General features: G+C 73.8%; 3 protein-coding genes. All 3 read left to right on the forward strand.

What is annotated here, in order from left to right; genetic code table 11:
- On the forward strand, positions 1 to 3350 hold a 3350-nt coding region (locus ACZ7KF_RS41215), incomplete at its 5' end, for a type I polyketide synthase (protein WP_471087755.1).
- A 100-nt stretch (positions 3351 to 3450) separates the two neighbouring features.
- Positions 3451 to 14313 (forward strand): type I polyketide synthase, encoded by a 10863-nt coding sequence (locus ACZ7KF_RS41220; RefSeq protein ID WP_471087758.1) that lies wholly within the window; start codon positions 3451 to 3453, stop codon positions 14311 to 14313.
- Between the two features lie 30 nt (positions 14314 to 14343).
- On the forward strand, positions 14344 to 16107 hold a 1764-nt coding region (locus tag ACZ7KF_RS41225; RefSeq protein WP_471087761.1), incomplete at its 3' end, for a type I polyketide synthase.

A 16107-nucleotide genomic window follows, 5' to 3' on the forward strand; every position in this document is an offset into this window, starting at 1 on the left:
AGCGGGGCCGTCGGGTCAAGCGGCTCACGGTCTCCCATGCGTTCCACTCGGCGTTGATGGAGCCGATGCTGGCGGAGTTCGCCGAGGTGTTGTCGGGGCTGACGTGGAGCGAGCCGACGATTTCCGTCGTGTCGAACGTGACCGGGCAGCTCGTCGAGCCGGGTCGGTTGACGGATCCGTCGTACTGGGTGGACCACGTCCGCCGCCCGGTCCGCTTCGCCGAGGGGATCAGTGCCTCGGGCGGATCGGTGTTCCTGGAGCTGGGTCCGGGTGGTGCGTTGACCGGTGCGATAGCGGAGTCGGCGGAGCAGGATGCGCTCAGCGTTCCGGCGTTGCGTGATGAGCGGGGTGAGGTGCAGACGCTCCTGCTGTCCGTGGCGGAGCTGTTCGTGCGTGGTGCGAAGGTGGACTGGGCGGCGGTCCTCCCCGAGGGTGCCACCGAGACCCACGTGGACCTGCCGACGTACGCCTTCGACCACCGCCACTACTGGCTCCACATGGCCCCCGCGACCGACGCCGCCGCGCTCGGGCAGAGCACGGCCGATCACCCGCTGCTCGGCGCGGTGGTCCAGCTTCCGCAGTCGGACGGGCTGGTCTTCACCTCCCGGCTCTCCCTGCGCACGCACCCCTGGCTGGCCGATCACACCCTGGGCGGAGCGGTCGTCGTACCCGGTGCCGGCCTGGTCGAACTGGCCGTCCGGGCCGGTGACGAGGTCGGCTGCGGAGTCGTGGACGAGCTGGTGATCGAGGCTCCGCTGGTCGTGCCCGAACAGGGCGGTGTGCGGGTGCAGATCACGGTCGAGGCTGCCGACGCGGAGGGCCGCCGTCCGGTGGCCGTTCACTCCGCGCGAGAGGACGCCGTCGGCGAGATCGGCGCCGACGCGTGGACCCGGCACGCCACCGGCAGCCTCACCGGCACGGTCGATGCGACCGACAGCTTCGACTTCACCGCCTGGCCCCCGTCCGGCGCGCAGGCGGAGGACCTCTCCGGTGCGGACGAGCGGCTGCTCCGGAGCGGCTACGAGTACGGACCGGTCTTCCCGGGGCCGCGGGCTGTGTGGCGGCGCGGCGACGAACTGTTCGCCGAGGTCGCGCTGCCGGACGGGCAGCGGGACGCGGCGGCCCGGTTCGGCATCCACCCGGCACTCCTGGAGGCGGCCCTGCGTCCGGCGTTGCTGGAGGTCGCGGCGGCCGACGACGCCCAGATCCAGCAGCCGTCGGAGTGGAGCAGGCTGACGCTGCACGCGGAAGGCGCCACCGTACTGCGCGTGCGCCTGGCACGGTCCGCCTCCGGCGCCTTGGCCGTCCAGGCCGCCGACGAGACCGGTGGCACGGTCGTGACCGCGGAGGCCGTGACTCTGCGACCGGTCTCGGCCGAGCAGCTGGCGACGACGGCCGGCACCGGCGCGGACGACGCGTTGTTCCGGGTGGAGTGGAGCGAGCTGGCTTCCTCGTCTGCTGCGCCCGCTGTGTCTGGTGTGTCTGGTGTGTCCGGTGGGGTCGTGGCGCCGTCGGTGACGGTGGTGGAGGCGTGTTCCGGCGGGGATGACGAGTCGCCGGTGGCGTTGGTGGGTCGGGTGCTGGGGTCCGTGCAGGCGTGGCTCGCGGAGGAGGACGCGGAGGACGGCCGGCTGGTCGTGGTGACGCGGGGGGCGGTGCCGGCCGGGGGTGACGCGACGGTGACCGATCCGGGTGGTGCGGCCGTGTGGGGGCTGGTGCGGGCCGCGCAGGCGGAGAACCCGGACCGGATCGTCCTCGTCGACACCGACACCGACACCGACACCGACACCGACACCGACACCGGCACAGGCATCGACACCGACACCCAGGCCGGGGCCGACACCGGCATCGACGCCGGGACGGGCAGTGGTAACGGCACCGGTATCGTCGGTGGTTCGGAGCTGGGGCGTGTGCTGGCCAGTGGTGAGCCGCAGGTGGCCGTGCGGGGCGGGGCGTTGTTCGTGCCGCGGTTGGCGCGGGTCGTCCCGGCCGGTTCGGCGGAGCCGGTGCTGGATCCCGCGGGCACCGTGCTCATCACCGGCGGCACCGGCACGCTGGGCGCCGAGGTCGCCCGGCACCTGGTGGAGCGGCACGGCGTCCGCCATCTGCTCCTGGCGAGCCGACGCGGCCCGGAGACCGAGGGCGCGGCCCAACTGGTCGAGGAACTCGGCGCACTGGGCGCCGCCGTGTCGGTGGTGGCGTGCGACGTCACCGATCGGGACGCGGTCGCGGGGCTCCTGGCCGCCGTGCCGGACGCACACCCGCTGACCGGTGTCGTGCACGCGGCACGCGTCTTCGACGCCGGGGTGATCGGCGAGGTGGACCAGGACCGGATGGCCCGGGTCTTCGCCCCGAAGGTCACCGGCGTACGGCACCTGGACGAGCTGACGCGGGAACTCGCCCCGAACCTGTCCGCTTTCATCCTGCTGTCCTCCGCCTCCTCCGTCTTCCTCGGCGCGGGCACCGGCGGGTACGCCGCGGCCAACGCCTACCTCGACGCGGTGGCCCATCAGCGCCGGGCGGCCGGTCTGCCCGCCGTCTCGCTGGCCTGGGGCCCATGGGAACCGGTCGGCGGTCAGGACGCGGCCACCGGTACGGCGGCCGGCCGGACCGGCCGCCGAGGGGGCGTCGTACCGCTCACTCCCGCGGCGGGCATGGAACTGCTCGACGCGGCCCTGCCGGCCGGCGAAGCGCTGGTGGTGCCCGTCAAACTGGACCTGCGGGCGCTGCGCGCCGACGCCGCGCTGGGCGCCGGTGTCGCGCCCCTGTTCCGGAGCCTGGTGCGGACCGGCCGGAAGGCCGCCCGAGCCGGTGCCGGAGACTCCGGCGGACTCGCGCGCCGGCTGGTCACGCTGCCCCCGGCCGAGCAGGAGACCCTGCTGCTGCAACTCGTACAGGGCCAGGTGGCGACCGTCCTCGGGCACACCGGCGCGGACCAGGTCAGGGCCGGAACGGCGTTCAAGGACGCCGGGTTCGACTCCCTCACCTCCGTCGAGCTGCGCAACCGGCTCCGCGAGACCACCGGTCTCAACCTGCCGGCCACCGCCGTCTTCGACTATCCGACCCCTCTCGCCCTGGCCCACTACCTGCACCAGCGGCTGGCCCCGGGCGACGAGACCACCCCGGCCACGCACCCCCTGCTCGCCGAACTCAGCAAACTGGAATCACTGCTGGCCGAGACGGCTACCGACGACGCCACCCGCACCCAGGTCGCCACCCGGCTCCAGGGCCTGCTGACCACCTGGTCCACGGCGGGCGGCGCCGAGCAGGACGCCGAGGAGGGCCTCGACTTCGATTCCGCCTCCGACGACGAACTCTTCGAACTCATCGACACCGAGTTCGGCCACTAGCCACCGGCCGGTCAGCCCGGCACCACCCGCACGCACCACTTTGTCCACGCCCGCCCCGCAGTGCACCTGACGCCTTAGCCCCACTAGGAGCTGACCCGCAATGGCGGATGAAAGCAAGCTTCGCGACTACCTCAAGCGCGTTCTCGCCGACGCGCGCCGCTCCCAGCAACGCGTCCGTGAACTTGAGGCCGAGAAGGCGGAGCCGATCGCGATCGTGGGCATGGCGTGCCGGCTGCCCGGCGGGGTGACCGGCCCCGACGACCTGTGGCGGCTCGTCCACGAACGCGGGGACGGCATCTCCGAGTTCCCCACCGACCGGGGCTGGGACCTGGAGGAGCTGTTCGACGCCGACCCCGACAAGACGGGGAAGTCCTACGTCGACCAGGGCGGCTTCCTCCACGAGGCGGCCCTGTTCGACCCGGGTCTCTTCGGCATCTCACCGCGCGAGGCGGTGGCCATGGACCCGCAGCAGCGGCTGCTCCTCGAAATGTCATGGGAGGCGCTGGAGCGGGCCGGTATCGACACGACGTCGCTCAAGGGCTCCGACGTGGGTGTCTTCGTGGGCGTCATCAACGAGGGGTACGCGACCGGCGGCCCGGTGCCACCGGAGCTGGAGGGCTTCACCGGCACCGGCACCACCGGAAGCGTGGCCTCGGGCCGTATCTCCTACGTCTTCGGCTTCGAGGGCCCCGCGGTGACCGTGGACACCGCCTGCTCGTCCTCCCTCGTCGCCATGCACCTCGCGGCGCAGGCCCTGCGTCGCGGGGAGTGCTCCATGGCCCTGGCCGGCGGCGCCACCGTCATGGCCGGCCCAGGCATGTTCATGCAGTTCTCGCGGCAGCGGGCGCTGGCCACCGACGGCCGCTGCAAGTCGTACGCGGACGCGGCCGACGGCACCGGCTGGGCCGAGGGCGCGGGTGTGGTCGCCCTGGAACGCCTGTCCGACGCCCGTCGCAACGGCCACCGAGTGCTCGCCGTCGTCCGTGCGTCCGCCGTCAACCAGGACGGCGCGTCGAACGGCCTGACGGCCCCGAACGGCCCCTCGCAGCAGCGGGTGATCCGCAAGGCGCTGGCCGAGGCGGGGCTGACCCCGGCGGACGTGGACGTGGTGGAGGGCCACGGCACCGGCACCGTCCTCGGCGACCCGATCGAAGCGCAGGCACTGCTCGCCACCTACGGCCAGGACCGCGAACGCCCGCTGTGGCTCGGTTCGTTGAAGTCGAACATCGGACACACGCAGGCCGCCGCCGGTGTCGCCGGCGTCATCAAGATGATCCAGGCGATGCGGCACGGCGTACTCCCGGCCACGCTGCACGTCGACACCCCCTCCTCCCAGGTCGACTGGTCGGCCGGGGCGATCGAGCTGCTGACCGAGGAACGGGAGTGGCCCCGGACCGGCCGTCCGCGCCGGGCCGGTGTCTCCTCCTTCGGCGTCAGCGGCACCAACGCCCACCTCATCCTGGAAGAGCCTTCGGAGGAGCCGGCCGCGGAACCGGTGACCCCGGCCGACGGCGTGGTTCCGCTGGTGGTGTCGGCGGCTTCCGAAGGGGCGCTGGCGGGCCAAGCCGGTCGTCTCGCCGCGTTCGCCGGCGACAGCGAGGCACCGCTCGCCCAGATCGCGGGCGCGCTCGTCTCCCGGCGGGCCCTGCTCTCCGAACGGGCCGTGATCGTCGCCGGGACCCGTGAGGAGGCACTGACCGGCCTGGGCGCCCTGGCGAACGGTGAGAACAGCCCCGCCGTGGTGACCGGCGCCGTGCAGTCCGCCGGGCGGACGGTGCTGGTCTTCCCCGGTCAGGGTTCGCAGTGGCTGGGGATGGGCCGGGAGCTGCTGGAGTCCTCGCCCGTGTTCGCGGAGCGGATCGAGGAGTGCGCCCGGGCCCTGGAGCCGTGGGTGGAGTGGGATCTGAAGGCCGTCCTGCGTGGTGACGCCGACCTGATGGGCCGGGTCGACGTGGTGCAGCCGGCGAGTTTCGCGGTGATGATCGGCGTGGCCGCTCTCTGGGCGTCCGTGGGCGTCGTACCGGACGCGGTGGTGGGTCACTCGCAGGGTGAGATCGCGGCCGCGTGTGTGGCCGGGGCGCTGTCCCTGGAGGACGCGGCGCGGATCGTGGCGGTCCGTAGTCAGGTGATCGCCGGTGAGTTGGCGGGCCGGGGTGGTATGGCGTCGGTGGCGTTGTCCGAGGCCGAGGCGGCCGAGCGGATCGCCGCCTGGGAGGGGCGCGTCGAGGTCGCCGCGGTCAACGGGCCGTCGTCGGTCGTGGTCGCGGGTGATGCGGAGGCGTTGGACGAGGCGTTGGCGGCGCTGGAGGCCGACGGTGTACGGGTGCGTCGGGTCGCGGTGGACTACGCCTCCCACACGCGTCATGTGGAGGCGATCGAGGGGGCGTTGGCGGAGGCGTTCACGGAGATCCGTAGTCAGGCTCCGGTGGTGCCGTTCTTCTCGACGGTGACCGGTGAGTGGGTGCGTGAGGCGGGCGTGCTCGATGGTGGTTACTGGTACCGCAACCTGCGTGGTCAGGTCCGCTTCGGACCGGCCGTTGCCGCGCTTCTGGCCGAGGGTCACACGGTCTTCATCGAGTCCAGTGCCCACCCCGTCCTCGTCCAGCCGATCAACGAGATCGTGGACGAGGCGGAGTCCGAGGCGGTCGTCGGTGGCTCGCTGCGTCGTGAGGAGGGCGGGCTGCGGCGGCTGTTGACGTCGATGGCCGAGGTGTTCGTCCGGGGCGTCACCGTCGACTGGGCGGGCGTGCTGCCCGAGGGCGCGGGGGACACCCATGTGGACCTTCCCACGTACGCCTTCGACCACCGCCACTACTGGCTCCGGCTGAACGGGGCGACCGACGCGACCGCCCTCGGACAGGCGCCCACGGACCATCCCCTGATCGGCGCCGTGGTGGAAGTCCCGGAGACCGGAGGGGTGTTGTGCACCTCTCGGATCTCCCTGCGCACGCACCCCTGGCTGGCCGACCACACCGTCGGCGGAGTGGTTCTCGTCCCCGCCGCGGCCCTGGTCGAGCTGGCCGTGCGGGCCGGTGACGAGGTCGGCTGCGGAACCGTCGACGAACTCGACCTCGCCGCCCCGCTGGTGCTGCCGGAACAGGGCGGAGTGCGCGTCCAGGTCGCCGTCGGCGGCGCCGACGAGAGCGGCAGCCGTACCGTCACCGTGTACTCCACGCGCGAGGACGCCACCGAGGTGAGCGGGGCGGAGGCCTGGGCCCGGCACGCCACCGGTGTCCTGACGGCGACGCCCAAGCCGGGCGAGACCCCGCGAGGCGACTTCGGCGCCTGGCCCCCCGCCGGGGCCCAGCGTGTCGACGTGGAGGCGCTGTACACCGGCCTGGGCCGGCGCGGCCATGCGTACGGTCCCCTCTTCCAGGCCGTGCGCGGACTCTGGCGGCACGGCACGGAAATCCTCGCCGAGGTCGCCGTACCCGAGGACGAACGCGAGGAGGCCGGACGGTTCGGTCTTCACCCGGTGCTCCTGGACGCCGCCCTCCACCCGGCACTGCTGGACGCGGCCGTGGCCGACGGCGGCTCCCGGGTGTGGCAGTACCCGACCTGGCACGGCCTCACGCTGCACGCCGTCGGCGCCACGGCACTGCGCGTGCGGATCACACCGCACGGCCCGGACGCCCTCGCCCTGGAGGCGGTGGACCAGGCCGGGGGGCTGGTGCTGCGTGCGGAGACCGTGGAGCCCCGGCCACTCTCCGCCGACCAACTGGAGAGCGCGGCGGGCACGCCGAGCGACGACTCGCTGTTCCGCGTCGACTGGACCGCGCTGCCCGGGCCCGACGCGACACCGGAGGCGCCGCCGGCCTGGACCACCGTGCGGACCGCAGCCGACGTCACCGCCCTCGCCGAGAGCGCGGCCACGGCAGCCGCTCCGCCCGCGCTGATCGTGCTGGAGGCCTCCGCGTCCCACGAGCGGGATGCGGACGACCCCGCGCTGGCCCTGACGAACCGGGTGCTGGCGGCCGTGCAGACCTGGCTGGCCGCCCCCGCCCTGGAACCCACCCGGCTGGTCGTGGCCACTCAGGGCGCGGTGCCGGCCGGCGCCGACGGCGCGCTGCCCGATCCCGCGGGCGGCGCGGTGTGGGGTCTGATCAGGGCCGCGCAGTCCGAGAACCCCGACCGGATCGTGCTGCTCGACCTCGACCCCGCCCTCGATCTCGGTCAGGTGCTCCGGCTCGGCGAGGGACCCGGCCCGGACCAGGGCACCGACGACACCCTCGACCGCCACCTGAGCCGGGCTTCGACCGAAGCGGAACCCGAACTCGCCCTGCGCGACGGGACGTTGTACCTTCCCCGGCTCACCCGAGCCACCGCGGCCGGCTCCGGCCGGAACGGGGCGACGCCGCCGAAGGCGCCGGTGACACTGGACCCGGAGGGCACGGTCCTGATCACCGGCGGTACCGGCTCGCTCGGCGGACTGCTGGCCCGGCACCTCGTCGCCCGGCACGGCATACGCCACCTCGTACTGACCAGCCGCCGTGGCCAAGCCGCGCCCGGGGCAGCCGAGTTGGTGGCGGAACTCGCCGAACTCGGCGCTTCCGAGGTCACGGTGACGGCCTGCGACGTCACGGACCGCGACGCGGTCGCCGCCCTGCTGACCGAGACGCGCCGGGACGGACGGCCGCTGACGGCAGTCGTGCACACCGCGGGCATCGCCGACGCCGGAGTGATCGGCACACTCCGGCCCGAGCAGGTCGCCCAGGTGTTCGCGCCGAAGGTCACCGCGGTCCGGCACCTGGACGAACTGACCCGCGAACTCGCCCCCGAACTGGCCGCGTTCGTCGTCTTCTCCTCCGTCTCCTCCGTCTTCCTCGGCGCGGGTACCGGCAGCTACGCGGCGGCCAACGCCTTCCTGGACGCGGTGGCCCACCAGCGCCGGGCCGACGGCCTGCCCGCCACCTCGCTCGCCTGGGGCCTGTGGGACCAGGCCGCCGGCGGTATGGCGGCCGGCATGGACGACCTCACCCGCAGCCGGATGAACCGGCGAGGCGGTGTGCTCCCCATGAACCCCGACGAGGGCATGGCACTCTTCGACGGGGCCCTGCGCACCGGCGAGGCACTGCTCGTCCCGGCCAAACTGGACCTGCGTCAACTCCGCACCGACGCCGGTGCCGGCCGGGCCATCCCCACCCTCCTGCGCGCCCTGGTCCGCACCGGGCGGCAGACCGTGCGCGCCGCGGCCGGCGACAGCGGAGGAGGCCTCGCGGACCGGCTGGCCGGCCTGGGCGCCGCGGAGCAGGAGGCGCTGCTGCTGGACCTGGTCCGGACGCACGCGGCGACCGTGCTCGGCCACGCCGGCCCGGAGGGCGTCAAGCAGGAGACCGCGTTCCGGGATTCCGGGTTCGACTCGCTGACCTCGGTCGAGCTGCGCAACCGCCTCCGCGAGGCGACCGGCCTCAAACTGGCCGCCACCGTCGTCTTCGACCACCCGAACCCCCTCTCCCTCGCCCGCCATCTGCACGGCGAGCTGGGGGAGACCGTGGCGACCGCCCCGGAGCCCGTCACGGCGGTGACGCTCGCCGATCCGGACGAGCCGATCGCGATCGTCGGCATGGCGTGCCGGCTGCCGGGCGGTGTCAACAGCCCGGAAGAACTGTGGCAGCTGGTGTTCCAGGGCCGGGACGCGATGTCCGGCTTCCCCGACGACCGGGGCTGGGACCTCAGCGGCTTCTTCAGCGACGACCCCGGCCAGGCCGGCACGTCGTACGTGAGCCAGGGCGGCTTCCTGTACGACGCCGCTCTCTTCGACGCGGCCTTCTTCGGGATCTCGCCCCGTGAGGCGCTGGCGATGGACCCGCAACAGCGGCTGCTGCTGGAGACCTCCTGGGAGGCACTGGAGCGGGCGGGCATCGATCCCCTCGCACTCAAGGGCACGGACGTCGGCGTGTTCTCCGGCCTGATGGGCCAGGGCTACGGCACCTCCGGCCCGGTCCCGCCCGAGCTGGAGGGCTTCACCGGCACCGGAGGCATGGGCAGCGTCGCCTCCGGCCGCGTCGCCTACGTGTTCGGCTTCGAGGGCCCGGCGGTCACCGTCGACACGGCCTGCTCCTCGTCCCTGGTCGCCATCCACCTCGCCGCGCAGGCCCTGCGGAGCGGCGAGTGCTCCATGGCCCTCGCCGGCGGCGCGACCGTGATGGCCACCCCGGGCACCTTCGTCGAGTTCTCGCGGCAGCGGGGGCTGGCATCGGACGGGCGCTGCAAGTCGTACGCGGACTCGGCCGACGGCACGGGCTGGGCCGAGGGCGCGGGCGTCGTCGTCCTGGAGCGTCTCTCGGAGGCCCGGCGCAAGGGCCACCGGGTGCTGGCGGTGGTGCGGGGCAGCGCGGTCAACCAGGACGGCGCCTCGAACGGCCTGACGGCCCCGAACGGCCCCTCGCAGCAGCGGGTGATCCGCAAGGCCCTCGCGAACGCCGGCCTGAAGCCCGTCGACGTGGACGCGGTGGAGGGCCACGGCACCGGCACGGTCCTCGGCGACCCGATCGAGGCCCAGGCCCTCCTCGCCACCTACGGCAAGGACCGCGAACAGCCGCTTCTGCTGGGCTCGTTGAAGTCGAACATCGGCCACACCCAGATGGCCGCGGGCGTGGCCGGTGTGATCAAGATGGTCCAGGCCATGCAGCACGGCGTACTCCCCGCCACCCTGCACGTCGACAGCCCGACGTCCCAGGTCGACTGGTCGGCCGGAGCGGTCGAACTGCTGACGGAGGCCCGTGACTGGCCGGAGGTCGACCGGCCGCGCCGGGTGGGTGTGTCCGGGTTCGGTGTCAGCGGTACCAACGCGCACGTGATCCTGGAGCAGGCTCCGGAGGAGTCGGCTGAGGTGTCGGTGGTGCCGGTGGTGCCGGACGGTGGTGTGGTGCCGTTGGTCGTCTCGGCGCGTAGTGCTGGTGCTCTGGCGGGTCAGGCGTCTCGGTTGGGCTCGTTCGTCGCCGATGGTGAGGTGTCGTTGGCGGCGGTTGCGGGGGCGTTGGTGTCCCGGCGTGCGGGGTTGTCCGAGCGGGCCGTGGTGGTGGCGGGTTCGCGTGCGGAGGCGGTGGCGGGGCTTGCGGCGGTGGCCGCGGGTGAGTCCTCGCCGGTGGTGGTCACGGGGGCGGACACCGAGGGCAGGACGGTGTTCGTGTTCCCGGGCCAGGGTTCGCAGCGCGTTGGCATGGGCCGGGAGCTGTACGACCGGTTCCCGGTGTTCGCGCGGGCGCTGGACGAGGCGTGCGCAGCGCTGGACGCGGAGCTGGCCGGCAAGGTGGATCACTCGGTCAAGGATGTGATCTTCGGAGCCGGTGAGGGCCTGCTGGACCAGACGGTGTTCACACAGGCCGGGCTGTTCGCGGTGGAGTCCGCTCTCTTCCGGCTGGTGGAGTCGTGGGGTGTGCGGCCGGATGTGGTCGCGGGGCATTCCATCGGTGAGGTTGTCGCCGCGTATGTGGCGGGTGTGTTGTCGCTGGAGGATGCGGCGGCGTTGGTGGCCGCGCGGGGCCGGTTGATGCAGGCGTTGCCGTCGGGTGGCGCGATGGTGGCGGTGGCCGCGGCGGAGGAGGAGATCACCGAGCACTTGGGTGAGGGTGTGGACCTGGCGGCGGTGAACGCTCCCGGTTCGGTCGTTCTCTCCGGTGCTGAGAGCGCGGTGCTGGCGGTGGCGGAGAAGTTGCGTGAGCGGGGCCGTCGGGTCAAGCGGCTCACGGTCTCCCATGCGTTCCACTCGGCGTTGATGGAGCCGATGCTGGCGGAGTTCGCCGAGGTGTTGTCGCGGCTGACGTGGAACGAGCCGACCGTCCCGGTCGTGTCGAACGTGACCGGGCAGCTCGCCGAGCCGGGTCGGTTGACGGATCCGTCGTACTGGGTGGACCACGTCCGCCGCCCGGTCCGCTTCGCCGAGGGCATCAGTGCCTCGGGCGGATCGGTGTTCCTGGAGCTGGGCCCGGGGGGTGCGTTGACCGGTGCGATAGCGGAGTCGGCGGACGCGGACGCGCTCAGTGTCCCGGCGTTGCGTGACGAGCGGGGTGAGGTGCAGACGCTCCTGCTGTCCGTGGCGGAGCTGTTCGTGCGTGGTGCGAAGGTGGACTGGGCGGCGGTCCTCCCCGAGGGTGCCACCGAGACCCACGTGGACCTGCCGACGTACGCCTTCGACCACCGCCACTACTGGCTCCACATGGCCCCCGCGACCGACGCCGCCGCGCTCGGGCAGAGCACGGCCGATCACCCGCTGCTCGGCGCGGTGGTGGAGGTACCGGAGACCGGTGGTGTGCTGTGCACGTCCCGGCTGTCGCTGCGTACGCATCCCTGGCTGGCCGACCACGCTGTCGGCGGTGTGGTGCTGGTTCCCGGTACCGGGTTGGTCGAACTGGCCGTCCGGGCCGGTGACGAGGTCGGCTGCGGAGTGCTGGACGAACTCGTCATCGAGGCCCCGCTGGTCGTGCCCGAGCACGACGGCGTCCGGGTCCAGGTCGCCGTCGGCGGCCCCGACGGCAACGGGCTGCGGACGGTGTCGGTCTACTCGGCCCGGGAAGACACGGCCGGTGAGATCGGCGCCGGGTCCTGGACGCGGCACGCCACCGGCACCCTCACCGGCACGGTGCCCTCGACCGGCGGCACCTTCGACTTCACCGCCTGGCCGCCGGCCGGAGCCGAGCGGGTCGAGGTGGACGTCGACGCCTTCTACTCCGGTCTCATCGACAAGGGGTACACGTACGGCCCGGTGTTCCAGGGACTGCGGGCCGTATGGCGGCGCGGCGGCGAGGTGTACGCCGAGATCGCCCTGCCGGACGGGCAGCGCGAGGAGGCGGCCCGGTTCGGCATCCACCCCGCCCTGCTGGATGCCGCCCTGCACGCCAACGGGTTCGTCGCCCCGGCCGAGCAGCCCGCTCCCGGCGCGGGACCGCGCACGGTCCTGCCGTTCGCCTGGAACCGGCTGGCGTTGCACGCGGCGGGAGCCTCGGCGCTGCGCGTGCGGGTGGCGCCGTCCGGACCCGACGCGGTGTCGGTGCAGGCCGCCGACGAGACCGGCGAGCCGGTGCTGACGACCGAGTCCCTGGTGTTCCGCGAGGTCAGCGCGGAACAGCTGGAGGCGGCGGCCGGGGCGCCCGGCGCGGACGCGCTGTTCCGCGTGGAGTGGACCGACCTGCCCGTGCCCGCCCGCGCGGGCGCCCCGACGCCCGTCTGGGCGCGGATCGAGACCGCCGCCCAGCTCGCCGGTCCGGCCGGCGGGGACACCACGCCGGCGGTGCTGGCGGTACCGGCCGACGGTGCCGACGACGCCCTGGACCGCACGTCCCGGGTGCTGGACGTCCTGCAGGCATGGCTGGCCGAGGAACGGTTCGCGGAGTCCCGGCTGGTCGTCGTGACCCGGGGAGCGGTGGCCGCCACCGGCGAGGAGGCCCTGACCGACCCGGCGGGGGCGGCCGTGTGGGGGCTCGTGCGAGCCGCCCAGGCGGAGAACCCCGACCGGATCGTCCTCGTCGACACCGACGCCCCCCAGCTCGACGACGAGTCCCTCGCCGCCCTCCTCACGACCGCTCAGACGGCCGGCGAACCACAGCTCGCCGTGCGGGGCACGACCGTCCGCGCACCACGCCTGGTACGGGCGGCCCCCGCCACGGAGCCCGCGGGCTGGGACCCGGACGGCACCGTCCTCGTCACCGGCGGCACCGGCTCGCTGGGTGCCCTGCTGGCCCGGCACCTGGTCGAGCGGCACGGCGTCCGCCACCTGCTCCTGGCGAGCCGCCGCGGCCCCGACGCCGAGGGCGCGCGGGACCTGGCGACGGAGCTGACGGCCCTCGGGGCGACGACCGTACGGGTGGCGGCCTGCGACATCGCCGACCGTGCGGCCGTGGCCGCCCTCCTGGACTCGGTGCCCGAGGAGCAGCCGCTGACCGCCGTCCTGCACACCGCCGGCGTCCTGGACGACGGCGTGATCGGCACACTCGACCGCGAGCGTCTCCGCCACGTCTTCGCGCCGAAGGTCACGGCCGTACGGCACCTGGACGAGCTGACCCGCACCCTGGACCTGAGGACGTTCGCCGTCTTCTCCTCCGCGTCCGGCCTGTTCGGCTCGGCCGGCCAGGGCAACTACGCGGCCGCCAACGCCTGGCTGGACGCGGCGATGTCCGAGCGCCGGGCGGCCGGCCTGCCGGCGCTGTCCCTGGCCTGGGGGCCCTGGGAGCAGACCACCGGGATGACCACCGGCACGGAAGCGGCGGCCCGCACCCGCGGCAACCGGCGCGGCGGCATCCTGCCGCTCGCCCCGCAGGAGGGCCTGGCCCTCCTCGACTCGGCCCTGGCCGGCGACGACACGCTGCTCGTCCCGGTCAAACTGGACCTCAGGGCCGTACGCGCCGAAGCCGCCACGGGCGCCGGAGTGCCGCCCCTGCTGCGCCAACTGGTCCGAGCCGGACGGCAGTCGGCGCGCCCCGCCGCGGGCGACGGCGGCGACGGCCTGCTGCGCAGGCTCGCCGGACTGGACCGCGACCGGCAGCAAGCCGTGCTGCTGGACGTCGTCCGCGGCCATGTGGCCGGCGTCCTCGGCCACACCGGAGCGGACGGCGTCGGAGCCGAGACGGCGTTCAAGGACGCCGGATTCGACTCCCTCACCTCCGTGGAACTGCGCAACCGGCTGCGCGCCGCGACCGGCGTCAACCTCTCCGCCACGGTGGTCTTCGACTATCCGACCCCGCTCGCACTGGCCCGTCACCTGCACGGCGAACTCCTTCCCGAGGGCGCCGGGCAGCGACCGGCGGCGGAGGCCGACGAGGAACGGCTGCGGCACGCGCTGCTCGCCCTCCCGCTGGAGCGGTTCCGGGAGGCCGGACTGCTGGACGCGCTGGTCGAACTGGCCGCGCTGGAACCCGGCGCACCCGCGCCCGACGAACCGGACACCGCGCGGGGTGCGCTGGCCGACCTGGACGTCGACGACCTCGTACACCTCGCGCTCGGCGACAGCGAGTCCCTCGAAAGCTGACGCGGCACACGACAGATTGGGGCAGGGAAAGTGAGTGCTTCCTACGAGAAGCTCGTCGAGGCGCTGCGGAAGTCGCTGGAAGAGGTCGGCACGCTGAAGAAGCGCAACCAGCAGCTGCTGAGCGCGTCACGCGAGCCGATCGCGATCGTCGGCATGGCGTGCAGGCTGCCCGGCGGGGTCACCACGCCGGAAGACCTCTGGGAGCTGGTCTCCGAGGGCCGCGACGGAGTGTCGGGCTTCCCGGACGACCGCGGCTGGGACCTGGACTCCCTGCTGGACGCCGATCCCGAGAAGACCGGCACCTCCTACGTGGACCAGGGCGGATTCCTGCAGGGCGCAGGCCGGTTCGACGCCGAGTTCTTCGGGATCTCGCCGCGTGAGGCGCTGGCGATGGACCCCCAGCAGCGGCTGCTGCTGGAGACCTCCTGGGAGGCGCTGGAGCGGGCCGGTATCGACCCGGCGACCCTCAAGGGCACCGACGTCGGCGTCTTCAACGGCATCATGGGCGTGGACTACTTCGCCGCCGGCAGCGTCCCGCCCGAACTGGAGGGCTTCACCGGCACCGGCGCCGCCTCCAGCGTGGCGTCCGGCCGCATCTCCTACGTGTTCGGTTTCGAGGGCCCGGCGGTCACCCTCGACACGGCCTGCTCCTCCTCCCTGGTCGCCATTCACCTCGCCGTGCAGGCCCTGCGGCGCGGCGAGTGCACGATGGCCCTGGCGGGCGGTGCCACCGTCATGGCCACACCCGGTCTGTTCATCGACTTCTCCCGGCAGCGGGGCCTCGCCGCCGACGGCCGCTGCAAGGCGTACTCGTCGGCCGCCGACGGCACGGGCTGGGCCGAGGGCGCGGGCGTCGTCGTCCTGGAGCGTCTCTCGGAGGCCCAGCGCAAGGGCCACCGGGTGCTGGCCGTCGTGCGCGGCACAGCGGTCAACCAGGACGGCGCGTCCAACGGCCTGACCGCCCCGAACGGCCCCTCGCAGCAGCGGGTGATCCGCAAGGCGCTCGCCGCCGCGGGGCTCACCCCGGAGGACGTCGACGCGGTGGAGGGCCACGGCACCGGCACGGTCCTCGGCGACCCCATCGAGGCCCAGGCCCTGCTCGCCACCTACGGCCAGAACCGCGAAGAGCCGCTGTGGCTCGGCTCGTTGAAGTCGAACATCGGCCACACCCAGGCCGCCGCCGGCGTCGCCGGCGTGATCAAGATGATCCAGGCCATGCGCCACGGCGTACTCCCGGCCACCCTGCACGTCGACGAACCGTCCCCCCGCGTCGACTGGGACGCGGGCGCCGTACGGCTGCTCACCGAGCCCCGCGAGTGGCCGCACCTGGACCGGCCGCGCCGCGCCGGCGTCTCCGGCTTCGGCGTCAGCGGCACCAACGCCCATGTGATCCTGGAGCAGGCGCCGGAGGAACCCGCCGCCGAGCAGGTGACCGTGGTCGACGGTCCGGTGCCGCTGCCGGTGCTGCTCTCGGCGCGGAACGCCGGCGCTCTCGCCGGACAGGCCGGGCGGCTGGCGGACTTCGTCGCCACCACCAGCGCCCCGCTGACCACCGTCGCCGGAGCGCTGGTCTCCCAACGGGCGGTCCACCCCGAGCGGGCCGTGATCCTCGTCGGCTCGCGGGACGAGGCCCTGAGCAGGCTGCGGACCCTGGCCGACGGGGAGACGGCGGCCTCCTCGGCGATCGTCGGCTCCGCTGCCGAGGGCAGGACGGTGTTCGTGTTCCCGGGCCAGGGTTCGCAGCGCGTGGGCATGGGCCGGGAGCTGTACGACCGGTTCCCGGTGTTCGCGCGG

The organism is Streptomyces sp. NPDC038200, from assembly GCF_055600785.1.